Genomic DNA, 26,303 nt, shown 5'->3' with positions numbered 1-26,303 from the left:
CGATCCGGTGCGTCCCCCGGATGCCACCCTCGCGGCGCGGCCCCCGATCCGCCACCGGACGTGCGCCCGACGGGCAGGCGGGGCGCCACGGCACGACGGGGTTCCCGGGCCGCCCGCCGATGCGGAGGCCGGGCCGTCCGAGTTGTGGAATGCACCGAGCAGGGCCGGGCGCCGCCGCTACGGTGACAGGGTCGCTGACGGACCGTCACCACCGAAAGGCCGCGCCATGACGCTCACCACCGGCTCCCACACCGTCGTGCTCACCTCCATCGCGGAGCGCTGCGCGGCGCTGGGGTTCACGATGTCCTGCGACCTGGTGACCGGCCAACTGCTGCGCACCCTCGCCGCGGCCCGGCCCGGCGGCCGGATACTGGAGCTCGGCACCGGCGCGGGCGCCTCCACCAGCTGGCTGCTGAGCGGCATGGACGCGGACACCACCCTGCTGAGCGTGGAGCAGGACCCGGTGGTGGCCGCCGTCGCCGCCGCGCACCTCGGGGCCGACCCGCGCCTGGAACTGGTGGTCGGCGACGGCGCCGAGCTGCTCGACTCGCTGGCCGGCCGCGAGTTCGACCTGGTCTTCGCCGACACCTGGCCCGGCAAGTTCCACCACCTCGACCAGGCCCTGGACCTGCTCGCCCCCGGCGGCCTCTACCTGATCGACGACCTGCTCCCGCAGCCCGCCTGGCCCGAGGGCCACGCCCCGGCCGTCACCGCGCTGATCGACCGCCTCACCGCCGACCCGCGCCTGCACGTCACCTACCTCGACTGCTCCACCGGCCTGCTGCTCGCCACCCGCCACGGCTAGGCCGGTCCGCCCCGATGGTCGTTTCGGGTGGTTTTGCGGCGATTCCGGCCAGACCTTGACGAATCCTTAACGGCAGGCCTTAACGCCCTCCAGGCCTTGGAATCGATCACTCAAACCGGCTCTGGCCTGCGGAAATGCGGCCAGTCCGACCATCGGACGGGCAGCTTGTCTTAACGGCGATCGCGCATACGCTCCCGTGCTGTGTTCAACCTCCCCCAGGCGCTCAAGCGCCTCGTGATCGGTCGCGCCATGCGCAGCGAGGAGCTCGGCGAGACGCTGCTCCCCAAGCGGCTCGCGCTGCCGATCTTCGCCTCCGATCCGCTCTCCTCGGTGGCCTACGCGACCGGCGAGATCCTGCTCGTCCTCACCGTCGGCGGCACCGCCTTCCTCTACCTCACCCCGTGGGTCGGCCTCGGCGTGATCGCGCTGATGGCCGTGGTGGTGATGTCCTACCGCCAGGTGGTGCACGCCTACCCGAGCGGCGGCGGCTCCTACGAGGTGGTCTCCCGCAACCTCGGCGCCAACTCCGGCCTGGTGGTGGCCGCTTCGCTGCTGGTCGACTACGTGATGACGGTCGCCGTCTCGGTGGCCTCCGGCGTCGACAACATCATCTCCGCGTTCGGCTCGCTCGCCGACCACCGGGTGGCGCTCGCCCTGGGCTTCGTGGCGCTGCTCACCGCGATGAACCTGCGCGGCGTGCGGGAGTCCGGCCGGGCCTTCGCCGCCCCCACCTACCTGTTCATCGGCGGCATCCTGCTGATGGTCGTCACCGGCCTGATCCGGCTCGCCTTCGGCGACAACCCGCAGGCCCCCACCGCGGGTCTCGGCATCGCCGCCGTCGACGGCAAGGACGCCCTCCAGGGCCTCGGCCTGCTGATGCTCGGCCTGCGCGCCTTCGCCTCCGGGTGCACGGCGCTCACCGGCGTCGAGGCGATCTCCAACGGCGTCCCCGCGTTCCGCGCCCCCAAGTCGCGCAACGCCGCCGCCACCATGGCCGTGATGGGCGTCGTCGCGGTGGTGATGTTCGCCGGAGTGACGCTGCTCGCCCTCACCTCGCACGTCCACTACGTCGAGGACGCCTGCCAGTTGACCGGCCTGGCCGGCGACTGCCACGGCTACACCCAGCAGACCGTGATCGCCCAGCTCGCCGCGACCGTCTTCGGCGGCTCCGACACGCTGCTGTTCTACTTCATCCAGGCCGTCACCGCGCTGGTGCTGATCCTCGCCGCGAACACCGCCTTCAACGGCTTCCCGCTGCTCGCCTCGATCCTGGCCCAGCACCGCTACCTGCCCCGGCAGATGCACACCCGCGGCGACCGGCTGGCGTTCTCCAACGGCATCATCGCGCTGGCCGTGGTGGCCGGCGGGCTGCTCTGGTTCTACAAGGCGGACGTCACCAGCCTGATCCACCTGTACATCCTGGGCGTGTTCACCTCCTTCACGCTGTCCCAGATCGGCATGGTCCGGCACTGGAACCGGACGCTGGCCACCGAGACCGACGCCGCGGTGCGGGCCGGGGCCCAGCGCTCCCGGCTGATCAACGGCCTGGGCGCCGTCACCACCGCGCTGGTGCTGGTCATCGTGCTGATCACCAAGTTCACCCAGGGCGCGTGGCTGGCCGTGGTCGCCGCAGCTCTGCTCTGGCTCACCATGCGGGGCATCCGCCGCCACTACGACGCCGTCGCGGCCGAACTCGCCGTCGAGGACGTCGCCGCGGAGAGTTCGCGCCCGCGCCAGGTGCACGCCGTGGTGCTGGTCTCCAAGCTCCACAAGCCCACCCTGCGGGCCCTCGGCTACGCGGAGGCGTTCCGGCCGGACACCGTCGAGGCGGTCACGGTCGACGTCGAGCCCGAGGCGACGGCCGACCTGCGGACGGCCTGGGACGGCAGCGGCCTGGACGTGCCGCTGCGGGTGCTGGCGTCGCCGTTCCGGGAGATCACCAAGCCGGTCGTCGCCCACGTCCGCGCGCTGAAGGCCGCCTCGCCCGGCGACGCGGTGGCCGTCTTCATCCCCGAGTACGTGGTCGGCCGCTGGTGGGAGAACCTGCTGCACAACCAGTCCGCGCTCTGGCTGAAGAGCCGCCTGCTGTTCACCCCCGGCGTGATGGTCATCTCGGTCCCCTGGCAGCTCACCTCCGCCAGTCGCCGCGCCGACCGCCCCTCCGTCCGCGCCCCGGGCGCCGCCCGCCGGGGCGAGGGCCGCTGACCCGCCCCGCACCGGTCGAGCCCCCGACAGCCGCGCGCTGCCGGGGGCTCGGTGCTGCGGCCGCCGGTCTACGATGCCCGAAGTCGGGAGGAGGGCGGGGCGGTGGACGGGATGCTGCACCACGTGGAGATCTGGGTGCCGGATCTGGGGCGGGCCGAGGAGTCGTTCGGCTGGCTGCTGGGGGCGCTCGGGTACGCGGGCTTCCAGGAGTGGGACGGCGGGCGCAGCTGGCGGCTCGGGCCGACCTACCTGGTGGTCGAGCAGTCGCCCGCGCTGACGGACGCGGAGCACGACCGGTGCCGCCCGGGCCTGAACCACCTGGCGTTCCACGTGGCGGACGCGGAACGGGTGGACGCGCTGGTCGCGGAGGCGCCGCGGCACGGCTGGAGCCTGATGTTCCCGGACCGCCACCCGCACGCGGGCGGCCCGCAGACGTACGCGGCGTACCTGGAGAACACCGACGGCTTCGAGCTGGAACTCGTCGCGATGCGGCCGCCGCAGGCGCGGTAGCGCCGCCGCTCCGGTTCCATGTCCCCGGCCGTGCACCCCCGTTCACCTAGACTTGTCCGGGTTGTCACGTTTCAGTTGCCTTCGGTTGACCGCCGGGGAACCCAGGACGAGGACCGTATCGCCGTGATCACCGATTCCGACACCGCGTTGTTCCGTGCCCGGCCCGCCTCCCCGCCGCGGACGCTGGTGGATGTGCTGGCGGCGACGGCGGCCGCGTTCCCGCAGGAGCCCGCGCTGGACGACGGGCGGCAGACCTTGAGCTATGCCGCGCTGATGGGCGAAGTCGAGCGGGTGGCAAGGGAGTTGGGCGCGGCCGGGGTCGGGCTGGGGGACCGGGTCGGGGTGCGGGTGCCGTCCGGCGGGAACGCGCTGTACGTGGCGGTCCTGGGCGTGCTGGCGGCGGGCGCGGCGTACGTGCCGGTGGACTTCGAGGACCCGGACGAGCGGGCCGAGCTGGTGTTCGGCGAGGCGGACGTCAACGCCGTGATCGGGGCCGAGCTGCGGCCGGAGAAGGTGAAGCCGTCGGGGCACGAGGCGCAGCGGCCGACGCCGGAGCACGACGCGTGGATCATCTTCACCTCCGGTTCGACGGGCCGGCCGAAGGGCGTCGCGGTGACGCACCGCAGCGCGGCGGCGTTCGTGGACGCCGAGGCGGCGATGTTCCTCCGGGAGGAGCCGATCGGGCCGGGGGACCGGGTGATGGCGGGGCTGTCGGTGGCGTTCGACGCGTCCTGCGAGGAGATGTGGCTGGCCTGGCGGCACGGCGCGTGCCTGGTGCCGGTGCCGCGCGCGCAGGTGCGCGGCGGGGCGGACCTGGGGCCGTGGCTCGCCGAGCAGGAGATCACCGTCATCTCGACGGTGCCGACGCTTGCCGCGCTGTGGCCGGCCGAGGCGCTGAACGAGGTTCGGCTGCTGATCTTCGGCGGCGAGGCGTGCCCGCCGGAGCTGGCGGAGCGGCTGGTCACCGAGGGCCGCGAGGTGTGGAACACCTACGGCCCGACCGAGGCCACCGTCGTCGCCTGCGGGTCGCTGCTGACCGGCGAGCAGCCGATCCGGATCGGACTGCCGCTGGACGGCTGGGAGTTGGCGGTCGTCGACGAGGCGGGCGCGCCGGTGCCGATGGGCGGCAGCGGGCAGCTGGTGATCGGCGGCGTGGGCCTGGCCCGCTACCTGGACCCGGCGAAGGACGCCGAGAAGTACGCGCCGCTGGACTCGCTGGGCTGGGAGCGGGCGTACCGCAGCGGCGACCTGGTGCGGGCCGAGCCCGAGGGGCTGGTGTTCCTCGGCCGGGCCGACGAGCAGATCAAGCTGGGCGGCCGGCGGATCGAACTCGGCGAGGTGGACGCGGCGTTGCAGGCGCTGCCCGGGGTGTCCGGCGCGGCGGCCGCGGTGCGCACCGCCCGCGGCGGCAACCAGCTGCTGGTCGGCTACCTGGTGGTCCGGGACGGCTTCGACCGCGACGCGGCCGTGGCCCGGCTGCGGGCCGAACTGCCCGCCGCGCTGGTGCCGCTGCTCGCCACTGTCGACCACCTGCCGACCCGGACGTCCGGCAAGGTCGACCGCGACGCGCTGCCCTGGCCGCTGCCCGACCTGGAGACCTCCGGCCCCGCCGAGCAGCTGTACGGCACCGAGGCGTGGCTGGCCGAGCAGTGGACGCAGATCCTCGGCACCCGGGTCCGCGGCGCCGGCGACGACTTCTTCGCGATCGGCGGCGGCTCGCTCGCCGCCGCCCAGCTGACCACCCTGCTGCGCGCCCGCTACCCGACCGCCTCGGTGCTCGACATCTACCAGCAGCCGACGCTGCGCAAGCTGGCCCGGCTGCTGGAGCGCTCCGCGCAGTCCGAGGGCCCGGCCCGCACCGTCGAGCCGACCCCGCGCCGCGCCCAGGCGCTGCAACTGCTGCTGATGCTGCCGCTGGCCACCCTCACCGGCCTCAAGTGGTCGCTGGCGCTGGCCGCCCTCGGCACCGTGCTGAACCTGCTCGGCGACTACCCGTGGGCGCCCACCGCGCCCTGGTGGCTGCTCGCGGCCGGCGCGGCGCTGCTGTACTCGGCGCCCGGGCGGCTGGCGATCGCCGCCGGCGGCGCCCGGCTGCTGCTGCGCGGAGTCGGCCCGGGCAGCTACCCGCGCGGCGGCAGCGTCCACCTGCGGCTGTGGACCGCCGAGCGGCTCGCCGAGGCCTCCGGCGCGGTGCAGCTGTCCGGCTCCTGGCTGGTCAGGTACGCGCGGGCGCTGGGCTGCCGGGTCGCACCGGACGTGGACCTGCACGCGCTGCCGCCGGTGACCGGCCTGCTGCGGCTCGGCAAGGGCTGCGCGATCGAGAACGAGGTGGACCTGTCCGGCCACTGGCTGGACGGCGACCGGCTGGAGATCGGCGCGCTGCGGATCGGCGCGGGCGCGGTGGTCGGCACCCGCTCGACGCTGCTGCCCGGCGCGAAGATCGGCAAGCGGGCCGAGGTCGCGCCCGGCTCCGGCGTCACCGGGCACGTCCCGACCGGCCAGCGCTGGGCCGGCGCACCCGCCGTCAAGACCGGCAAGGCCGAACGCGGCTGGCCCAAGCAGCGCCCGCCGCGCACCCTGCGCTGGGCGGCCGTGTACGGCGCCACCGGGTTCGTGCTGTCCGCGCTGCCGCTGCTGTCCGCGCTGCCCGCCCTGCTGATCGCCGCACAGTTCGTGCACCCCGGCGACAACCTGGCGCAGGCCCTGCGCGGCGCGCTGCTCGCCCTCGTCCCCGCCACCCTCGCCTACGGGCTGGCGTACGCGGTGAAGGTACTGGTCGGGGTCCGGCTGCTGTCGCGCGGGCTGCGCACCGGCCACCACCCGCTGCACGGGCGGATCGGCTGGCAGGCGTGGACGGTCAGCCAGTTGATGGACCTGGCCCGGGAGACGCTGTTCCCGCTGTACGCCGCGCTGATCACCCCGGTGTGGCTGCGGCTGCTCGGCATGCGGATCGGCAAGGGCACCGAGGTGTCCACTGTGCTCGCGCTGCCCAGCCTGACCACCGTCGGCGACGGGGCGTTCCTCGCCGACGACACCCTGATCGCCCCGTACGAACTCGGCGGCGGCTGGGTGCGGATCGGGCGGGCGGAGATCGGCGAGCGGGCGTTCCTCGGCAACTCCGGCATGACCGCGCCCGGCCGGGCCGTCCCGGACCGGGGGCTGGTCGGGGTGCTGTCGGCGACGCCCAAGAAGGCCAAGCGCGGCAGCTCCTACCTGGGCATGCCGCCCGTCAAGCTGCCCCGGGCCGCCGACACCGCCGACCTGGCGCTCACCTACGAGCCGCCCGCCCGGCTGCGCTGGGCGCGCGGGCTGACCGAACTCGGCCGGATCGTCCCCGTGCTGGCCTCCGCCGCGCTCGCGGTGCTGACCGCCGCCGTCCTGTGCGCGCTCCGGCAGCCGCTGCTGTCGGGGCTGGTGCTGCTGGCCGCCGGCCTGCTCGCCTGCGCGGTCTCCGCCGCCGCGAAGTGGCTGCTGGTGGGCCGGTTCCGGGCCGTCGAGCACCCGCTGTGGTCGTCCTTCGTGTGGCGCAACGAACTGGCCGACACCTTCACCGAGGTGCTCGCCGTGCCCTGGCTGGTCGGCCGGGCCGCCGGCACCCCCGTCATGACGCTGTGGCTGCGCGCGATCGGCGCCCGGATCGGACGCGGCGTGTGGAGCGAGAGCTACTGGCTGCCCGAGGCCGACCTGGTCACCCTCGGCGACGGCGTCAGCGTCAACCGGGGCTGCGTGCTGCAGACCCACCTCTTCCACGACCGGATCATGCGCCTGGACACGGTGGAGCTGCGCGCCGGATCCACCCTCGGCCCCGGCGGGATCGTGCTGCCCGGCAGCACCGTCGGCGAACGCACCACGCTCGGCCCGGCCTCGCTGGTGATGCGCGCCGAGACGGTGCCCGCCGACACCCGCTGGCTCGGCAACCCCATCGAAGCCTGGCACCAGGAGGAGACGCACCGGTGACCGCCGACCCGTACTTCCCCCGCAACGGCGACCCGCGCTACCACGCCCACCGCTACGAACTCGCCCTCGACTACCGGCCCGGCCCCAACCGGCTGGCCGGCTCCGCCCGGATCTCCGCCATAGCGGGCCCCGAGCCGCTGCGCGAGTTCGCCCTCGACCTGGCCGCGTTCCGGATCGGCAAGGTCCTGGTCGACGGAAAGGCCGCGCGCTGGGCGCACCGCGACGGCAAACTGCGGATCAGACCCGCCAAGGCCCTCGCGGCCGGCGCGGTCTTCACCTGCGACGTGCACTGGTCCGGCAACCCGCGCCCGGTCCGCAGCCCCTGGGGCGGCCTCGGCTTCGAGGAGATCGAGGACGGCGCGCTGGTCGCCTCCCAGCCGATCGGCGCACCGTCCTGGTTCCCGTGCAACGACCGGCCCGCCGACAAGGCCGCCTACCAGCTGACCGTCACCACCGCCACCCCGTACACCGTCGTCACCGGCGGACGGCTGCTCAGCCGCACCACCCGCTCCTCCGCCACCACCTGGGTGTACGAACAGCCCGTGCCCACCGCCTCCTACCTGGTCGGGCTCGCCGTCGCCCCGCTGCGCGAGCACCCGCTGACCGAACGCGCCCCCGGCACCGTCCCGCAGCTCGCCTGGGTGCCGCTCGCCCTGCAGACCGCGTTCGAGCACGACTTCGGGCGGCAGCCGCAGATGATGACCCTGTTCGAGGAACTGTTCGGCCCCTACCCGTTCGGCGAGTACACCGTCGCCGTGGTCGACGAGGAGCTCGACGTCCCCGTCGAGGCCCAGGGCATGGCCACGTTCGGCCGCAACCACGTCGACGGGCGGCGCGGCTGGGAACGCCTGGTCGCCCACGAACTCGCCCACCAGTGGTTCGGCAACAGCGTCACCATTGCCGACTGGCGGCACATCTGGCTCAACGAGGGCCTCGCCAAGTACGCCGAATGGCTCTGGTCCGAACGCACCGGCGGCCCCACCGCCCAGCACCGGGCCGCCGACGCCCACCGACAACTGCGCGCCCTCCCGCAGGACCTGGCCATCGGCGACCCCGGCCGACGCCACATGTTCGACGACCGGGTCTACGAACGCGGCGGCCTCACCGTGCACGCCCTGCGCTGCGCCCTCGGCGACAGCGCCTTCTTCCGCCTCCTGCACAGCTGGGCCACCGCCCACCGGAACTCCGTCGTCACCACCGACGACTTCGCCGCCCACGCCGCCCACTGGACCGACCGGCCGCTGCGCCCGCTGCTCGACGACTGGCTGCACCGGCCCGCCCTGCCCGACCTCCCCGAGCTGCGACCGTTCGTGACCTGATGTACTGACACCATGGCCGCGAAGCCAACGTCGGTCTTCGAAGTCTTCGGAGGAACGAGGAACATGAGCACGCACTACGACGTGGTCGTCCTGGGCGCCGGCCCCGGCGGCTACACCGCCGCCGTCCGCGCCTCCCAGCTCGGTCTGCGCACCGCCGTGATCGAAGCCAAGTACTGGGGCGGCGTCTGCCTGAACGTCGGCTGCATCCCCTCCAAGGCGCTGCTGCGCAACGCCGAGCTCGCGCACACCGTGCTGAAGGAGGCCGACCTCTACGGCATCCAGGTCGACGGCAAGGTGTCCTTCGACTACGGCAAGGCGTTCAGCCGCTCCCGGCAGGTCGCCGACGGCCGGGTCAAGGGCGTCCACTACCTGATGAAGAAGAACGACATCACGGAGTACGACGGCTGGGGCACCTTCGTCGACGACCACACCCTGCAGGTCACGCTGCGCGGCGGCGGGTTCGAACTGGTCACCTTCGACCACTGCATCATCGCCGCCGGCGCCACCACCCGGCTGCTGCCCGGCACTTCGCTCAGCGAGCGGGTCGTCACCTACGAGGAGCAGATCCTCACCGAGCAGCTCCCCGGGTCGATCATCATCGCGGGCGCCGGCGCGATCGGCGTCGAGTTCGCGTACGTGCTGCACAACTACGGCGTCAAGGTCACCATCGTCGAGTTCCTGGACCGCATGGTGCCGCTGGAGGACGCCGACGTGTCCGCCGAACTCGCCAAGCAGTACCGCAAGTTGGGCATCCAGGTGCTGACCTCCACCCGGGTCGACGCGATCGACGACTCCGACCCGGACAAGCCCGTCCGGGTCACCGTCACCCGCGACGGCAAGCAGGAGGTGCTGGAGGCCGACAAGGTCCTGCAGGCGATCGGCTTCGCGCCGCGCACCCAGGGCTACGGCCTGGAGGTCACCGGCGTGCAGCTCACCGAGCGCGGCGCGATCGCCGTGGACGGCCGGGGCCGCACCAGCGTCGAGCACATCTTCGCGATCGGCGACGTCACCGCGAAGCTGATGCTCGCGCACGCCGCCGAGGCGATGGCCGTGGTCGCCGCCGAGACCATCGGCAAGCACGAGACCATGGAGATCGACTTCGTCATGGTCCCGCGCGCCACCTACTGCCAGCCGCAGGTCGCCTCGTTCGGCTACACCGAGGCGCAGGCCCGCGAGCTCGGCTACGACGTCAAGGTGCAGAAGTTCCCGTTCACCGCCAACGGCAAGGCGCACGGCCTCGGCCAGCCCGTCGGCTTCGTCAAGGTGATCTGCGACAACACCCACGGCGAGCTGCTCGGCGCGCACCTGATCGGCCCCGAGGTCACCGAGCTGCTGCCCGAGCTGACCCTCGCCCAGCAGTGGGACCTCACCGTCCACGAGGTCGGCCGCAACATCCACGCCCACCCGACCCTGGGCGAGGCCGTCAAGGAGGCCGTGCACGGCCTGGCCGGCCACATGATCAACATGTAGTTCGCCTGTTCGGGTGAGCCCGGCCGCCCCGGCGTCCTCCGTCCCCCGACGGAGCGCGCCGGGGCGGTACGTTCTTGCGTCCACCACCCCCGGACGTGAGGAGTCGGCCCGCATGGACGTCCCGTACCTGACGGTCGAGGAGCGCGCCGAGCTCGGCCGCGCCGCCCGCAAGCGCGCCCCGCGCTCCACCGCCGGCCACTGGCGGCCCGCCGCCGACCGGCCCGACCCGCTCGCCGTGCTGCGCGCGCAGGCCGCCGACCGGGTGCCCGAGCTGGTCCCGATCCGCAACGGCCGGATGGCGGCCTCCCCGTTCGCGTTCCTGCGCGGCGCGGCCGCCGTGATGGCCGACGACCTCGCCGCCGCCCCCACCAGCGGCCTGACCGTCCAACTCTGCGGCGACGCCCACCTGGTGAACTTCGGGCTGTTCGCCTCGCCCGAACGCACCCTGGTGTTCGACCTCAACGACTTCGACGAGACCCTGCCCGGCCCGTTCGAATGGGACGTGCAGCGGCTCGCCGCCAGCCTCGCCGTCGCCGCCCAGGAGAACGGCGAGCGCCCCGAGGACGCGCACCAGGTGGTGCTGGACGCCGTCCGCGCCTACCGCGAACACGTCCGTGAACTCGCCGGCCTCGGCGAACTCGCCGTCTGGTACCGGCAGATCGACGCCCAGCGGCTGGCCGGGACGCTCAAGGGCAAGCCCCGCCGCCGGATCGAGGCCGGCCTCGCCGCCGCCCGCCGCCGCGACAGCCTGCAGGCCGCCGGCAAGCTCACCGAGACCACCGCGAACGGCCGCCGCCGCTTCAAGGACCAGCCCCCGCTGGTCGAACACCTCGGCTTCGACACCGACCAGGTGCGCGGCCTGCTCGCCGACTACGCCGACAACCTCCCCGACGACCGCCGCCGCCTGCTCGACCGCTACCGCTTCGTGGACGTCGCCCGCAAGGTCGTCGGCGTCGGCAGCGTCGGCACCCGCTGCTACATCGTGCTGCTGGAGGGACGGGACGCCGCCGACCCGCTGGTCCTCCAGGTCAAGGAGGCCCAGGCGTCCGTCCTGGAACCGCACCTGGGGCCCGGCGGGTACCGGCACCACGGCGAGCGCGTGGTCGCCGGGCAGCGGCTCGTACAGGCCGCCGGCGACATCTTCCTCGGCTGGACGACCGGCCCCGGCGGCCGCCACTTCTACTGGCGGCAACTGCGCGACATGAAGGGCTCCGCCGAGGTCGGCACCATGACCACCCGCACCCTGGGCGCCTACGCGGCCCTCTGCGGCACCGCCCTGGCCCGCGCCCACGCCCGCTCCGGCGACCGCGTCGCCCTCGCCGCCTACCTCGGCCGCGGCGACGCCTTCGACCGCGCGATCGCCGCCTTCGCCCACCACTACGCCCGGATCAACGCCGCCGACCACGCCCGCCTCACCGAGGCCGTCGCCACCGGCGAGGTCGAGGCCCAGAACGCCTGACGGGGGCCCGCGCTACCGGGCGGGGGTGCGCGGCCGCAGGCGCTCGCCCTGCGGCCCGAACATGATCAGGTACTCGACCGGCCCGCCGGGCCCGGCGTTGGCCACCCCGTGGGGGGTGCGGGTGTCGAACTCGACCACCTCCCCGGCGCTCAGCACCAGATCCTGCCCGCCGAGCGCCAGCCACAGCCGCCCGTACAGCACGCACAGCCACTCGTACCCGTCGTGGGAGACCTGCCGCGGGCGCGGCGGCGGCGCCTCGACGGCGGGCAGGACGTGCTTGTGGGCGTGCAGGCCGCCGACGTAGCGGGTCAGCGGCAGCACCGCCTTGCCGTCGGGGGAGAGCGGCGGCGCCGGGGCGGGCGGCCCGGCGGGCGCGGCGCCGGCCAGTTCGTCGAGGGAGACGCCGTAGGTCTTCGCGAGCCGCAGCAGCACCTCCAGGGTCGGTCGGCGGCGGCCGGTCTCGATCCGCGACAGCGTGCTCGGCGAGATGCCGGTGGCGCGGCCGACGCCGGTGAGGGTGGCGCCGCGCCGCTCGCGGGCGGCCCGCAGCCGGGGGCCCATGGCGGCCAGTGCATCGGCCGTGCCGTCGTCCGTCACCGTCGCCCCGCCTCCCCGGCCGCACCGCCCTGTGCTGCCAGTTTGCCAGAACGGCAAGGGTGTTCGCGCCGCGCGGCGGCCGCGCCGCATGATCGGCGGGCAATCCCGAACCGAGGAGGAAACGATGCATCAGCCCGCGCCGTCCGCCGCACCGCGCCACCGCACCGTCGAGGGCCCCGCCGGGCGCCTGCACCTGGTCGAGCAGGGCGCCGGGCCGCTGGTCCTGCTGGTCCACGGCTTCCCCGAGTCCTGGTACTCCTGGCGCCGCCAACTCCCGGCCCTCGCCGCGGCCGGCTACCGGGCCGCGGCGCTCGACGTGCGCGGCTACGGCCGCTCGTTCGGGCCGGCGGCGGTGGACGCCTACCGGATGGTCGACCTGGTGGCGGACAACGTCGCCGTGGTGCGCGCCCTGGGCGAGGAGACGGCGGTGGTGGTCGGGCACGACTGGGGCTCCGGCATCGCGGCGACCTCCGCCCTGCTCCACCCCGAGGTGTTCCGCGCCGTCGGACTGCTGAGCGTCCCCTACACGCCGCCCGGCGGCCCCCGCCCCGGCGACGTCTTCGCGCGGATGGGCGGCGAGGAGGAGTTCTACGTCTCGTACTTCCAGCAGCCCGGCCGGGCCGAGGCGGAGATGGAGCCCGACCTGCGGGGCTGGCTGGCGGGCTTCTACGCGGCCCTGTCCGCCGACACCATGCCCGCCCCCGGCGAGCCCGACCCGCACTTCACGGCCCGGGCCGGCGGCCGGCTGCGCGACCGGTTCCCCGCGGGCCGGCTGCCCGGCTGGCTGACCGAGGACGAACTCGACGTGTACGCCGGGGAGTTCGAGCGCACCGGGATGACCGGCGCGCTCAACCGCTACCGCTGCATGGACCGCGACTGGGAGGACCTCGCCCCGTACAACGGGGCCCCGATCGAGCAGCCGGCGCTGTTCGTCGGCGGCGCCCTGGACGCCTCCACCGCCTGGATGGCCGACGCGATCGCCGCCCACCCCGCCACCCTCCCCGGCCTGACCTCCAGTCACCTCCTGGACGGCTGCGGCCACTGGATCCAGCAGGAGCGCCCCGAGGAGGTCAACCGCCTGCTGACCGCCTGGCTCGCCGCCCTGGACGGCTGAGCCCGCGAGCTTCTCTCCGCAGCTCACAGGCGGTGCGCGGCACCGTCGGCGAAGGCTTCGGAGCGCTCTCGGAGCGCTCTCGGAGCGGGCCCTGGTGTTCTTTACCCACCGCACCGGCCGACCGGACGGGCGGAGGGAACCGCACAGCGAGGAGCACACCATGGCGAACGTCCTGAACCTGCAGAAGATCGTCGTCGTCGAGGGCGCCGGCGGCAAGACCGAGCCCAGCGAGTCCTGGAGCATCTCGTCCTGCGACTCGCACAGCTGCTGACGCAGACCCACTGAGGCCCTTCGGGCCCGGGCGGCGCGCCGCCGCCACACCGCACCGGCCGACCGGACGGGCGGAGGGAACCACACAGCGAGGAGCACCACCATGGCGAACGTCCTGAACCTGCAGAAGATCGTCGTCGTCGACGAGCGCCCGATCGACGACCAGCAGGAGTCCTGGAGCATCTCCTCCTGCGACTCGCACAGCTGCTGATCGGCCGAGACCTTCTGGAATCCGGCGGCGCACCGCCGCCGAGCCGCACCGGCCGACCGGACGGGGCGGACCGAGCACACACCACCGAGGAGCACACCATGGCGAACGTCCTGAACCTGCAGAAGATCGTCATCGCCGACCAGCGCCCGATCGAGGACCAGGAGGCCGTCAGCGTCTCGTCCTGCGACTCGCACAGCTGCTGACCGGCAGAAACCTCCTGGACTCCGGCGGCGCACCGCCGCCGAGCCGACCGGCCGACCGGCCGGGCGGACGAAGCACCACAACCAAGAAGGAGCACACCATGGCGAACGTCCTGAACCTGCAGAAGATCGTCATCGTCGACGAGCGCCCGATCGACGACCAGCAGGAGGCCATCAGCGTCTCGTCCTGCGACTCGCACAGCTGCTGACCCAAGAGGTCTTCCGGGCCCCGGCGAAGCGCAGCCGCCGGGGCCCGCCCGTTGCCTGGCACCAACCGTCCGGAAGGGAAACGCCCGTGCTCTCCTGGCAATCGCTCCAGTACTACCTGCAGTTCGACCGGCGCTGGTACGAGACCGCCGACCGCCACCGCCCCGACCCGGAGCACCTCGCGGCCTTCCGTGAACTCGTCCCGGACGGCTGGGCGACCCGCCGGCGCGGCCTGTGGTTCATGGCCGACCCGCCCGCCCGCAACACCCCCGCGCAGGGCTGGAAGCTGCACGTCACCGCGGAGGCGGCGGAGAGCGAGGAGGTGCTGCGGCTCGCCCTGCCGGTGCTGTTCGCGCACAAGGCGGCGTTCAAGTTCCTGATCGACCCCTGGTCGGTCGGCCTGACCAGCGGCAAGACCTTCTCCCGGACCGCCAGCGGCAAGTTCATCACCGTCTACCCGGCCGACGAGGCCGAGTTCCACGCGGTCGGCAAGGGGCTGGCCGAGGCCCTGGAGGGCCGCAGCGGCCCGTACATCCTCTCCGACCGGCGCTGGCCCGGCTCGACGGCCGTCTACTACCGCTACGGCGGCTTCTCCGCGATCAAGCGGCTGCGGGCCGACGGCATCAACGACCTGATGATCGCCACCCCCGACGGCACCCTGATCCCCGACGTCCGCAACCCGTACTTCGAGGCGCCCGAGTGGGTCACCGACCCGTTCCCGCCCGAGGAGGCCGAGGGGGACAGCGCGCTGAACGGGCGCTACCTGCCCACGTCCGCGCTGATGTTCGGCAACCGGGGCGGCGTCTACCTGGCCACCGACCGGGAGACCGGCGCGCAGGTGGTGCTCAAGGAGGCCCGCCCGGGCGTGCTGGTCGGGCGGCCCGGACGGGCGGCCACCGAGGTGCTGGAGAAGGAGTACCAGGTGCTGTCGGAGCTCGCCGACACCGGGTACTTCGTCAAGCCGCTGGACTTCTTCCACGAGGCCGGCCACGCCTTCCTGGTCGAGGAGTACATCGACGGCCCGCACTACAGCCGGCACTGCATCACCACCAACCCGGTGATCACCGGCAAGCTGGACGGCGACAGCCTGCGCGCCTACTACCGCACCCAGCGCGACATCTGGCGGCAGGTCGCCGAAGGCATCGCGGCCGCCCACCGCCGCGGCATCCTGCTCGGCGACCTCTCCTACACCAACGTGCACATCACCCCGGACGGCCGGGCCGTGCAGCTCGACCTGGAGGCCGCCGTCCGCGAGGGCGTCGACCCGCACCTGGGCGTGCACACCGTCGGCCTGGCCAGCCCCCGGCTGCGCGCCACCAACCGCTACGACCGCGCCAACGACTGGCACTGCCTCGGCGCGCTGATCTTCTCCTCGATCATGGTCGTCAACAACATCACCGGCTTCCACCGCCCCGCCCAGGACCGGTTCCTCGACGCGTTCACCGAGGACCTCGCGCTGCCCGCCGAACTCCCCGCGCTGATCCGGTACTTGACCGACCCGGAGGCCGAGGACAGCGACTTCGACCCGGACGAGCTGCTGAAGCGGATCGACGCCCTGCCGTTCGACGACCCGGCGCTGTGGACGTCCCCCGTCCCGCTCACCGAGCCCGCCGGCCGCCGCTACCACGACCCCGAGGCCGTGCCCGGGCTCGGGGACGCCGACCTCGCCGCCACCGTCGAGGGCATCGCCGCCGAGATCGAGGCCGCCGCCGACGCGCAGCGCGCCGACCGGCTGTTCCCCAGCAACCCGCTGGTCCACCAGACCAACCCGCTCTCCCTCGCCTACGGCGCCACCGGCGTCCTGTACGGCCTGCACCGGCTGCGCGGCAGCGTGCCCGACCGGCTGCTCGGCTGGACGCTCAGCAAGGACGTCGACCCCGCCGCGTACCCGCCCGGCCTGTACCTCGGCCAGTCCGGCCTGGCCTGGGCGTTCGACACGCTCGGCCAACCCGGCGTGGCCCGCGCGCTGATGGCCTCCGCCCGCCGCCACCCGCTGCGGCACGCCCTGCCCGGCGTCCTGCACGGCACCGCCGGCCACGGCCTCGCCGCCCTGCACCTGTGGCACCGGCAGCACGACCCCGAACTGCTCGCCGACGCCGTCGCCGACGGCGAACACCTCGCCGCCACCGCCGTCCACGGCCCCGACGGGCCGCACTGGCCGCAGCTCACCGCCGGCGACGACCGGCCGCGCACCCGGATCGGCCACGGCCACGGCGCCAGCGGCATCGCCCTGTTCCTGCTCTACCTGCACCTCGCGACCGGCGAGGAACGCTGGTACACCCTCGGCCGCGCCGCCCTCGGCCACGACCTCGCGCACGCCGGCCCGCTCCCCGGCGGCACCCTCGCCTTCCCGTCCTACACCGGCCCCGCCGAAGGCCGCACCATCCTGCGCAACTACTGGGACGAGGGCACCGCCGGCATCTCGGTCGCCGTCGTCCGCTACCTCGCCGCCCGGCCCGACGAGCAGCTCGCCGCCGTCGCCGACGACCTGCTGCGCGACTCGGCCCGCCGCTACGCCGTCTTCCCGCACCTCGCGCACGGACTCGCCGGCCTCGGCAACGTCCTGCTCGACGCGGGCGAACTGCTCGGCGAGCAGCGGTGGCTGGACGAAGCCCGCCGGGTCGCCGACGGCATCCTGCTCAGCCGGATCGAACAGGACGGCGAGATCCCCGGCGGCATCGGCTTCCCCGGCGAACAGGCCCTGCGCGAGAGCTGCGACCTGGCCACCGGCTCGATCGGCATCGCGCTCTTCCTCGACCGGCTGCGCCACGCCCGGCCCGGCACCCGCACCGACTTCCACTTCACCGTGGACGGACTGCTGCCGTGACCACCGACGTCGCGCCCGAGGTACGACCGGACCGGAACCGGCGCCCGCTGCGCCGGTTCCGGCTGATCGGGGCGAACCCGATGTTCCGGCGGCTGTGGATCGGCCAGTTCACCTCCGAACTCGGCAGCTCCATGAGCGTGCTGGCGATCCCCATGCTGGCCGTCGCGGTCACCGGGTCGCCCGGGAAGGCCAGCGTGCTGGCCACCCTCGGCTTCCTCACCACCTGGCTGACCGCCGCCCCGTGCGGCCAGCTCGCCGACCGGATCGCGCCGCGCCGCCTGATGCTGGCCTGCGACACCGCCCGGCTCGCCGCCGTCTCCACCGTCGCCGTCTGGGCGCTGGCCGGCGGGCCGCCGCTGTGGCTGCTGGCCGTCACCACCGTCGTCTCCGGCACCGCGCTCACCGCGTTCGGGCCCGCCGCCGGCAAGATGCTGCGCACCCTGGTACCCGCCGACCAGCTGCCCGAGGCGGTCTCCGCCAACCAGGTGCGCGGCTACAGCGCCTCCATCGTCGGCCCCGCCGCGGGCGGCGCGCTGTTCGGCGTGGCCCGGGCGGTGCCGTTCGTCGCCGACGCCCTCAGCTACCTGGTCTCGCTGGCCTGCGTGCGGGGCCTGCCGTCCGGCGCCGGCGACGGCCCGACGGCGCGCGGCTGGCCCCGGCTGCGCGAGGGCCTCGCCGTCATCCGGCGCACCCCGTTCCTGCGGGCCAGCCTGGCCTACTCGGTGCCCGGCAACCTCGCCGTCTCGATGCTGATGTACGTGCTGCTGCTGCGGCCCGACGCGGCCGGCGGCGGCACCGGCCTGGCGTTCAGCACCGCCGCCGTGTGCGGGCTGGTCGGCTCGCTGTTCGCGGCGGGCGCGTTCCGCCGCTGGGGCCTGTGGCGGCTGATGGCGGCCACCGCCTCGCTGCGGCTGCTGGCCGCGCTGGCCGCGGGCGTGCTGAGCGGCGGCCAGCTCGGCCCGGCGGCGGCGCTCGCCACCGTGCTGCTGCTGTCGCCCGTGGTCGGCGCGGCGCTCGGCAGCACCACCATGCTGGTCGTCGACTACGAGGTGTACGGCCGGGTCACCGGCACCACCTCGTTCATCGGCGGCGCGCTCCAGCCGCTCGCCCCGCTGGCGGCCGGCGCGCTGCTCCAGTCGGCGGGCGCGGGCGCGGCGCTGACCGTGGTGGCCGCGCTGTTCGGGGTGGCGCTGACGGCCGTGGTGCTGGGGCGGCGGAGCCTGAACGTGCGGCCGCCGGAGCCGGCCGAGCGGGCGGCGTGAGAAGGACCCCCGGCGCCGGTCGGCGGCAGGGGTCCCCGGTGTCGGACGCTCAGAGCGCGCCGAAGGCGCCCTCGGCGGCGGCGGTCGCGAAGGCCGCCCACGCCTCGTTCGGGAAGCGCAGCTGCGGGCCGCCCGGGTCCTTGGAGTCCCGGACGGCCGTGGTCGCGGCGTTCGGCACCGCGATCTCGACGCATGCGCCGGAGCCGCCGCTGTAGCTCGACTTGCGCCAGGTCAGCTCGTCGGTGGTCCTGCTCATGGGGGTCGCTCCTCCAACTCGGCTTTCGGGCATGGCGATCCGCGGACCCGGACGGGCCCGTCGATCTGAGGAGATCATAGGGACGTGGACATGCCGAAACACCGGCCGGGCGAAGATCGGACGCCCGGAGGCCCGATCATCGGCATAACCGGTGTCCGGGCCGTCCGGGCATGGGAGGATGCGGCGGCCTCTGCCCTCGTGCGGCGTCAGGCGGGCTGCCGGAGCGCCCCGGCCGGCTCCGCCGCGAGGGTCGGGTCGTGCAGCAGGACGCGCTGGGTCAGATGGGCCAGTTCCGGCCCGGGGTGGACGCCGAGCTCGTCGCGCAGGGTGCGCCGGGCGGTGTGCAGGACGGCCGCCGCCTCGGCCTGGCGGCCGCTGCGGTAGAGCGTCCGGGCCCGCAGGGCCCAGCCGGACTCGCGCAGCGGGGCCTCGCTGGTGAGCAGCGCGCACTCGGTCACGGCGAGGTGGTGGGCGTCCAGGGCGAGCAGCGCGGCGGCCCGGATCTCCCGGGCGGTGCAGCGCAGCTCGGCCAGCCGACATCGCTCGGGGTCGAGGAAGACCAGGTGGACCAGGTCGGCGAAGGCCGGGCCGCGCCACAGGGCGAGCGCCCGGTCCGCCGCGGCGAGCGCCTCCGCGGGGCGGTGGACGCGGGCGGCCGCACCGGCCCGCTCGACCAGGGCGACGAACCGGCGGGCGTCGACCGCGTCCGGGGCGAGCCGCAGCCGGTAGCCGCCGGGCCCGTGGCGCAGCACCGACGACGGGTGGCCGGCCGGGCGGCCGGGGTCCAGGGCGCGGCGCAGGTCGGCCACGCAGGTGTGCAGGGCGTGCCGGGGGTTGGCCGGCAGGCGGTCCTCCCAGGCGGAGTCGATCAGGTGCTGCTCGGGGACGACCGCGTCGCCCGCCGCGACCAGCGCCGCCAGCACGGCACGCGGCCGGGGCCCGCCGAGCCGCACCGGGGACCCGTCGACCGAGGCCGACATCGGGCCGAGGACCTGCACCGTCGTCTTTGTGATGGTCGCATCCATGGGAAGAGCGTGACCTGCGGAAGGCGCCGTTCCATCCGGGCGGCGCCCCCGAATTCCCTACGTACCGGCGGCCACCCGCCGCCCGTGTACGGGAATATGGGGGCCGCCCCCCATGTCCGCGAACCCGCCGCTCGCCATGCTCGTAAGCATGACGGATCCCACAGCCACCTGGGGCCGGGACGGCGACGGCCCCTGGTGGGCACCGGCGTTGAGCCTGACCGAACGCCTGCCCGGCGCAGCCGACGAGCGCCCGCCGCACCCGGCGGGGCAGCCGGCCGCGGCGCCCGGCTCGACGCCCGCCGCCCAGGCGGAGCGCCGACTCGCCTCCTGGCACGGGGAGTTCGACGGCAGACTCGACGAGTGGCTGGCCGACCTGGGCGCCGACCGGGCCCGCCTGCTGGCCCTGCTGGCCGAGCCGGCCGCCGACCTGGCGGCGCGGACCGCGCCGGCCCCCGAGTGGGTCGGCTTCGTCCGCAGCGCGGTCGCCGCCGCGTCCCTCCCGGCCGGCGCCGACGCGGAGCTGGCCCTCTGGGCGGCCGGTTTCGCGACCGTGGTCGCCCCGTTCACCGCCGCCGCGCTGGCCGCGCTGCGCGCCGAGGCGGACTGGAAGGCCGTCGGCGAGGTCGCGGAACTCCCGGCGCTGGAGCGGGACTTCGAGCGCAGCCTGACGGCCCGGCTGGTGCGGGTCGCCGACCGGACGCTGGTACTGGAACTGAACATGGCCCGGATCGGCGGCGCCCTGCGCGGCACGAACGGCCAGGAACGCTTCGACGACTTCGTCCGGCAGGCCCGCACGCCCGAGCGGTTGATCGCCCTGCTCGCCGAATACCCGGTGCTGGCACGCCTGCTGGCGCACAGCTGCCTGGACGCGGTGGCCGCCTGGAGCGAACTGGCCGGCCGCTTCGCCGCCGACCGTGCCGCCATGGCACGGGAGCTGTTCGCCGGCGCCGACCCGGGCCTGCTGGTCCGGGTGCGCACCGGGGCGGGCGACCGGCACGCCCACGGACGCACCGTGGCCGTCCTGGAGTTCGCCGACGGGCGGCGCGCCGTGTACAAGCCGCGCCCGCTGTCCGTCCACCGGCACTGGAACGAACTGCTGCGGCTGCTCGCCGAGTCGGTGCCGGACGCCGCACTGCGCAGGCTCGCCGTGCTGGACCGCGGCGACCACGGCTGGCTGGAGTTCGTCGCGGCCGGGCCGTGCCAGGACCGGTGCGGCGTGGACCGCTTCTACCGGCGGCTCGGCGTCCAACTGGCGCTGCTGCACGTCCTCGGCGGCACCGACATCCACTACGAGAACCTGATCGCCGCCGGCGACCAGCCCGTCCTGGTCGACCTGGAGACGCTGTTCCACCCCGACCAGGCGCCCGCCGAACCGCTCGGCGACGACCCCGCCCGGCGGGTGCTCGCCGAGTCGGTGCAGCGGATCTCGCTGCTGCCGTTCCCGATGTTCGGCGAACACGGCGCCCTCGACGTCTCCGGCCTCGGCGGCGACGACGGCGCGCCCCTGCCGATGTCGGTGCCCGGCTGGGCGGACGCCGGCACCGACCGGATGCGGCTGGTGCGCGAACAGGGCCGGCTGCGGCGGGCCGACAACCGGCCCCGGCTGGACGGCGCGGACGTCGACCCGCAGGAGTACACCGAGTCGCTGGTCGCCGGATTCCGCGCCGGCTACCGGGCCCTCGCCGACGCCGCACCCCGACTCGCCGCCCCCGGCGGCCCGTTGGAGAACTTCGCGGCCGACACCGTGCGCGTCGTGGTCCGTCCCACCCGGCGGTACGGGACGCTGCTGGAGGAGTCCACCCACCCCGACGCGCTGCGCGACGGCCTCGACCGCGACCGGCTGCTCGCCCTGCTGTGGCGCGAGTCCGCCGACGACCCGCACCGCCGCCCGCTGGCCGCCCACGAACACGCCGAACTCTGGCGCGGCGACATCCCGCTGTTCACCGCCACCGCCGGCGGCGGACGCCTGCACGCCGACGGCCGGCCCTGCGGCCCGACCCCCGCCGACAGCGGCGTCGAGCGGACCCGGCGGCGGCTCGCCGCCCTCGACCGCACCGACCTCTACGACCAGGAGTGGATCGTCCGCGCCGCACTGGCCACCCGCTCCGCCGGACCCGGCACGGCGCCGGCCGCCCCGGCCGAACGGTCCCGCCCGCCGCTCGCCCCCGACCCCGACCGGCTGCTCGCCGCCGCCTGCGACCTCGCCGACCGCATCCTGGCCCACGCCCACGGCGACCGGCGCCGCGTCAACTGGCTCACCCTGGAACCGATCACCGACCGCCAGTGGGCCCTGATGCCGCAGGGCGCGGCCCTCGACGGCGGCTACCTCGGCACCGCACTCTTCCTTGCCCAGCTCGCCGCGCTCACCGGCACCGCCCGCTACGCCGAGACCGCCCGCCGCGCCGTCCGCGCCCTGCCGCCGCTGCTCGACGCCCTCGCCAAGGACCCCGCCCACCTCGACGCCGTCGGCGCGGGCGGCTTCACCGGACTCGCCGGCATCGCCTACGGACTGGCCCGCCTGGACGCCCTGCACCTCGACGACACCGGCGAACTCGCCGACGCCGCCCGGGCCGCCGTCCGGCTCACCGCCCGCGCCGCGAGGACCGCGCCCCTCGACGACCCGCACCCCGACGCACAGCTGCTCTCCGGCGACGCCGGCTGCCTGGCCGCCCTGCTGGCCGTCCACCGCCTCACCGGCGACCCGGCCGCCGCCGGCGCCGCCGACCACTGCGCCCGACGGCTCGCCGCCACCCCCGACCCCACCCCCGACGGAGCCGCGCACCGCCGCTGGGCGCTGCACCGCTACGCCGCCACCGGCCGCGACATCCCGCTGCCCGACCCCGCGCCCGCCCGGGCGCTCGGCCCCGCCGCCCGCCTGACCGCCGCCCACACCCCCGGGACGGTGGCGCCCGCGGCGCCCGCCGCGCCCGCCGCCGACCACAGCCTGCTGCACGGCGACAGCGCCACCCTGGAGCTCCTGCTCACCGGCCACCCGACCCGCGCGGCCACCCGCGCCGCCACCCTGCTCGGCGAGCTCGACCACGCCGGGCCCCGCTGCGCCACCCCGTCCGGCATCACCACCCCCGGCCTGCTCACCGGCCTCGCCGGCATCGGCCACACCCTGCTGCGCCTCGCCCACCCCGCGGACGTGCCCTGCGTCCTGCTGCTGGAGGCCCCGCGCGGCTGACCGCCCGCCGCGCCGACCCCGGCCGCGAGCCGTCGCCACACTCCCGCACCACCCCCGGTCCGACGGACCCGTCGGACGTCACACCCTGCACGGCGGCCCCACCCGGCCTGCCGCTCACCACGCCACCCAGGAGGACCACCATGACCACCGCCACCCTCGTCGCCCCGTGGGAGATCTCCGAGTCCGCCGCCGCCGTGTGTACGCCGCACCCCGCCGGCGAGATCGTCCCGGCCCTGCGCGGAGCCGAACTGCCGCGCATGCGGCGGGCGTTGCTGCTGGCCGGATGGGTGGCGCCGGAGCTCGGCACGTTCGACCTCGACACCAACGACACCACCGCCCCGTCCACCCTCACCTCCCTCTCGTTCACCGAGGACTGACCCGGGGCCGACCGGGGTGCGAAAAGTCCCCATGGCTCGATGACGGCACGGACGGTTAGCCTGCGTGAATGCTCACCTCCTCGCCCTATGTCGTGGGTCGCGCCGCGGAACTGCGGGTCCTGCTCGACGGGTTGATCGACGCCCGCCGGCGGCTCGGCCGCGCGGTGTTCGTCGGCGGCGAAGCGGGAATCGGCAAGACCCGGCTGACCGCCGACTGCGCCTACCGGGCGGTCGCCGACGGGATGGCGGTGCTCCGCGGCCGGGGCAGCAGCGCCGGCGCGCCGGTGCCGTTCCGGCCGATCGCCGAGGCGCTGCTGTCGCTGTTCCGGGTGAGCGGACCGCCGCAGGACCCGGTCCTGGCGCCGTACCGGTCCGCGCTGGCGGCACTGGTCCCGGACTGGCGGGGCGAGCAACGCCCGGCCGCACCACCGTCGTTGACCGACATCGCGGAGGCGCTGCTGCGCCTGCTCGGCGCGGTCGGCCGGGGCGAGCAGGACGGGCCGCCGCGCGGCTGCCTCCTGATCGTCGAGGACCTGCACGAGGCCGACGCGGAGACCCTGGCCGTGCTCGACTACGTGATCGACAACCTCGACGGCCTGCCCGTCCTGCTGGTCGCCACGCTCCGCCAGCACCCGGGCCCGGCCCTCGACCTGGCCCTCGACGCCGCCGCCCGCCGACAGGCCCGCCGCCTCGACCTGCAGCCGCTGGACGAGGCGCAGACCGCCGAACTCGCCGCCGCCTGCCTGTCCGCCGCCCCCGGCGCGCTGCCCGCCGCCGTGGTCGAGCGGGTGGTCCGGGACGCCGGCGGCAACCCGTTCGTGATCGAGGAACTGCTCTCCGGCATGGTCACCGCCGGGGCGCTGCGCCGCGACCCCGAACGGGGCTGGGAGGTCTTCGGCGACCTCGGCATCGAGGTGCCCACCACGGTGGTGCGCAGCGTCGTGCAGCGCGCCGCCCGGATCGACCCGGCCGGCCGGGAGATGCTCAACGTCGCCGCCGTGCTCGGGCGGCGCTTCGCGCTGCCGGTGCTGCAACTGGTCACCGGCCTGGACGACCGCAGCCTGCTGATCCACCTGCGGGCCGGCATCGACGCCCGGCTGCTGTCGCCGAGCGGGCCGGTCGCCGACCGGTACGAGTTCCGGCACGCGATGGTCGCGGACGCGCTGCTGGCCGACCTGCTGCCCGCCGAGCGGGCCGCGATCGCCCGCCGCGCGGCCGGCGAGGTGGAACGCGCCTACCCCGGACTGCCCGGCGAGTGGCGGCAGTTGGTGGCCGTGCTGCGGCAGGCCGCGGGCGAACCGGAGGCCGCCGCCCGGCTGTTCGCCGAGGCCGCCGAGGAGGCCGGGCAGGGCGGGGCGACCGAGTCCGCCGTCGCCCTGCTGGAACGCGCCCTGGAACTGGTCGGCGGGGACGGCGCCGCCACGGCCGCCGCCAGCGCGATCCGCGAGCAGCTGGTGCACGCCCTCGCCGACAGCGGCCGCTTCGACCAGGCCCGCGACCTCGCCCGGACGCTCCCGCTGGGCGGCCCGGCCGCCCTCGGCGACGACCGCACCGCCGCCCTGCACCTGCGCCTCGCCCGGGCCGCCGTCACCGCCGGCCGGCTCGCCGACGCCGCCGAGCAGACCGCCCTGGTCCGCACCCTGCTCGGCCCGACGGCCGGCCCGGAGCGGACCTGTGCCCTGGAGGTGGTGGAGGCCCACCTCGCGCTGGCCGGCGTCGGCGGCGCGACACCCGACGGCGGGCTCCCGGAGGGCGAGGCGCGCACCGTCGCCGCGGAACGGCTGGCCCGGCGCGCCGCCGAACGCGCCGAGGCCGCCGGCCTGCCCGACATCGCCTGCCAGGCCTGGCAGCTGCTCGCCCTGCTGGAGCGCCGCAACGGCTTCGACCGGGCCGACGCCTGCCTGCGCCGGCTGCTCGACCTGGCCGCCCGCAACCGGCTCCCCGGCTGGCAGGTCGACGCCCAACTCCGGCTCGGCGTCAACGAGTTCATGCGGGTCGGGGAGTCCGTCCAACTGGAGCGGGCACACCGCGCGGCGGTCGACCTGGGGGCGCTCGACCTGGTCCGCTCCGCCGAGGCGACGCTCGCCATGCACGCCGTGCTGCGCGGCGACTACGCCCGGGCCCGCACCCTCACCGACCAGGGCCTGGAGGCCAGCGCCCGGCTGCGCAACGTCGACCACCACCAGTTCCTGCTGCTGACCCGGGCGACGGTGGCCGCCCACCAGGGCCGGCGGGCCGAAATGGCCGACGTGCTGGCCGAGTTCGACCGCTGGGCCGGCCCGGACTCCTTACAGCTGCCGCTGACCCACGGCAACTGCCGGGCGGTGTGCGCGCTGCTGGAGGAGGACCGGGCGCTGGCCCTCGACGAGTTCGACCGGGCCCGCCGCCGGGAGGCCCGCTACCCGTCGGTGTTCTACCTGAACGGCGCGCACGGCCTGCACCCGCTGCTGCGCGCGCTGGCCGGCGCCGAGAGCGCGCAGGAGCACGCCCGGACGGCCGCCGACCACGCCGCCGCGCTGGCCTGGAACCGGCAGTTCGAACGGCTCGCGCACGCCGTCCACCTGGGCCGGGCCGGGAAGGCGGGGGAGGCCGCCGACGCCGTCGCGGAGGCCGTCCGGGCGGCCCGCCCGTTCGAGATGGCCCGGCACCTGGGGCTGCGGCTGATCGCGGAGGCCGCGCTCGCCGACGGCTGGGGCGAGCCGGTGCCGTGGCTGCGCAGCGCCGAGGAGTACTTCCACCGCGCCGGGGTGCCCGCCGTCGGGGCCGCCTGCCGCCGCCTGCTGCGGGAGGCCGGGGCGAGCGTCCCGCAGCGGCGCACCGGCACCGAGCAGGTCCCGGAGCCGCTGCGCGGGCGGCGGGTGACGGTGCGGGAGTACGAGGTGGTGCTGCTGGTCGCGCAGCGCCTGGGCAACCAGGAGATCGCCGCCCGGCTGAGCATCTCGCCGCGCACGGTGGAGAAGCACGTCGCGAGCCTGCTGGAGAAGGCCGCCCAGCCGAACCGGGCGGCCCTCGCGGACTGGGCGGCCCGCGTCACCTCGCCGTGAC

The 26,303-nt window shown here is 75.2% G+C and carries 16 protein-coding genes; 13 read left to right on the top strand and 3 right to left on the bottom strand.

The window, feature by feature from the left end; genetic code table 11:
- Positions 1-226 precede the first annotated feature (226 nt).
- From ACWEMJ_RS00895 to ACWEMJ_RS00865, 7 genes are all read left to right on the top strand, one after another.
- Positions 227-805 (top strand): O-methyltransferase, encoded by a 579-nt coding sequence (locus ACWEMJ_RS00895; protein WP_452134767.1) that lies wholly within the window; start codon positions 227-229, stop codon positions 803-805.
- Between the two features lie 201 nt (positions 806-1,006).
- Entirely contained in the window at positions 1,007-3,010 is a 2,004-nt protein-coding gene (locus ACWEMJ_RS00890; protein WP_452134766.1) for an APC family permease, read from the top strand.
- 111 nt (positions 3,011-3,121) lie between these two features.
- Positions 3,122-3,520 carry a VOC family protein gene (locus ACWEMJ_RS00885; RefSeq protein ID WP_452134847.1) on the top strand — a complete coding sequence of 133 codons (399 nt, stop codon included), beginning with the start codon at positions 3,122-3,124 and terminating at the stop codon, positions 3,518-3,520.
- Between the two features lie 123 nt (positions 3,521-3,643).
- Positions 3,644-7,477 carry a Pls/PosA family non-ribosomal peptide synthetase gene (locus ACWEMJ_RS00880; protein ID WP_452134765.1) on the top strand — a complete coding sequence of 1,278 codons (3,834 nt, stop codon included), beginning with the start codon at positions 3,644-3,646 and terminating at the stop codon, positions 7,475-7,477.
- The gene (locus ACWEMJ_RS00875; protein WP_452134764.1) at positions 7,474-8,796 is read left to right on the top strand and encodes a M1 family metallopeptidase; all 1,323 of its coding nucleotides are present in this window, start codon (positions 7,474-7,476) and stop codon (positions 8,794-8,796) included. Before ACWEMJ_RS00880 ends, ACWEMJ_RS00875 begins: the two co-directional genes overlap by 4 nt.
- 63 nt (positions 8,797-8,859) lie before the next feature.
- A complete protein-coding gene (gene lpdA / locus ACWEMJ_RS00870) occupies positions 8,860-10,266 on the top strand; it encodes a dihydrolipoyl dehydrogenase (RefSeq protein WP_452134763.1) in 1,407 nt (468 codons plus the stop codon).
- 112 nt (positions 10,267-10,378) lie between these two features.
- Positions 10,379-11,725, top strand: a complete 1,347-nt coding sequence (locus tag ACWEMJ_RS00865; protein WP_452134762.1) for a DUF2252 domain-containing protein — start codon at positions 10,379-10,381, stop codon at positions 11,723-11,725.
- A gap of 12 nt (positions 11,726-11,737) precedes the next feature.
- On the opposite strand, the gene ACWEMJ_RS00860 is transcribed toward ACWEMJ_RS00865, so the two are convergent.
- Positions 11,738-12,322: a helix-turn-helix domain-containing protein gene (locus ACWEMJ_RS00860; protein ID WP_452134761.1), complete on the bottom strand. Its 585-nt coding sequence runs from the start codon at positions 12,320-12,322 to the stop codon at positions 11,738-11,740.
- A gap of 124 nt (positions 12,323-12,446) precedes the next feature.
- Here ACWEMJ_RS00860 and ACWEMJ_RS00855 point away from each other — a divergent pair, with 124 nt between their 5' ends.
- The 3 genes from ACWEMJ_RS00855 to ACWEMJ_RS00845 all read left to right on the top strand — a co-directional run bounded on the left by ACWEMJ_RS00855 (position 12,447) and on the right by ACWEMJ_RS00845 (position 18,413).
- Positions 12,447-13,436 (top strand): alpha/beta fold hydrolase, encoded by a 990-nt coding sequence (locus tag ACWEMJ_RS00855; protein ID WP_452134760.1) that lies wholly within the window; start codon positions 12,447-12,449, stop codon positions 13,434-13,436.
- Between the two features lie 976 nt (positions 13,437-14,412).
- The gene (lanKC, locus tag ACWEMJ_RS00850) at positions 14,413-17,151 is read left to right on the top strand and encodes a class III lanthionine synthetase LanKC (protein ID WP_452134759.1); all 2,739 of its coding nucleotides are present in this window, start codon (positions 14,413-14,415) and stop codon (positions 17,149-17,151) included.
- Positions 17,148-18,413: an MFS transporter gene (locus ACWEMJ_RS00845; RefSeq protein ID WP_452134758.1), complete on the top strand. Its 1,266-nt coding sequence runs from the start codon at positions 17,148-17,150 to the stop codon at positions 18,411-18,413. Before lanKC ends, ACWEMJ_RS00845 begins: the two co-directional genes overlap by 4 nt.
- Before the next feature lie 49 nt (positions 18,414-18,462).
- On the opposite strand, the gene ACWEMJ_RS00840 is transcribed toward ACWEMJ_RS00845, so the two are convergent.
- Both ACWEMJ_RS00840 and ACWEMJ_RS00835 read right to left on the bottom strand, forming a co-directional pair.
- Positions 18,463-18,669 (bottom strand): DUF397 domain-containing protein, encoded by a 207-nt coding sequence (locus ACWEMJ_RS00840; RefSeq protein ID WP_452134757.1) that lies wholly within the window; start codon positions 18,667-18,669, stop codon positions 18,463-18,465.
- 206 nt (positions 18,670-18,875) lie between these two features.
- The gene (locus ACWEMJ_RS00835; protein WP_452134756.1) at positions 18,876-19,694 is read right to left on the bottom strand and encodes an AfsR/SARP family transcriptional regulator; all 819 of its coding nucleotides are present in this window, start codon (positions 19,692-19,694) and stop codon (positions 18,876-18,878) included.
- A 148-nt stretch (positions 19,695-19,842) separates the two neighbouring features.
- Here ACWEMJ_RS00835 and lanM point away from each other — a divergent pair, with 148 nt between their 5' ends.
- From lanM to ACWEMJ_RS00820, 3 genes are all read left to right on the top strand, one after another.
- Positions 19,843-22,881, top strand: a complete 3,039-nt coding sequence (gene lanM, locus ACWEMJ_RS00830) for a type 2 lanthipeptide synthetase LanM (protein ID WP_452134755.1) — start codon at positions 19,843-19,845, stop codon at positions 22,879-22,881.
- A gap of 140 nt (positions 22,882-23,021) precedes the next feature.
- Positions 23,022-23,258 (top strand): hypothetical protein, encoded by a 237-nt coding sequence (locus tag ACWEMJ_RS00825; protein ID WP_452134754.1) that lies wholly within the window; start codon positions 23,022-23,024, stop codon positions 23,256-23,258.
- A 68-nt stretch (positions 23,259-23,326) separates the two neighbouring features.
- Positions 23,327-26,302: a helix-turn-helix transcriptional regulator gene (locus ACWEMJ_RS00820; RefSeq protein WP_452134753.1), complete on the top strand. Its 2,976-nt coding sequence runs from the start codon at positions 23,327-23,329 to the stop codon at positions 26,300-26,302.
- Position 26,303: the final 1 nt, after the last annotated feature.

Source organism: Kitasatospora sp. NPDC004531, from assembly GCF_053602195.1.
This window is presented reverse-complemented; position numbering and strand designations above follow the sequence as displayed.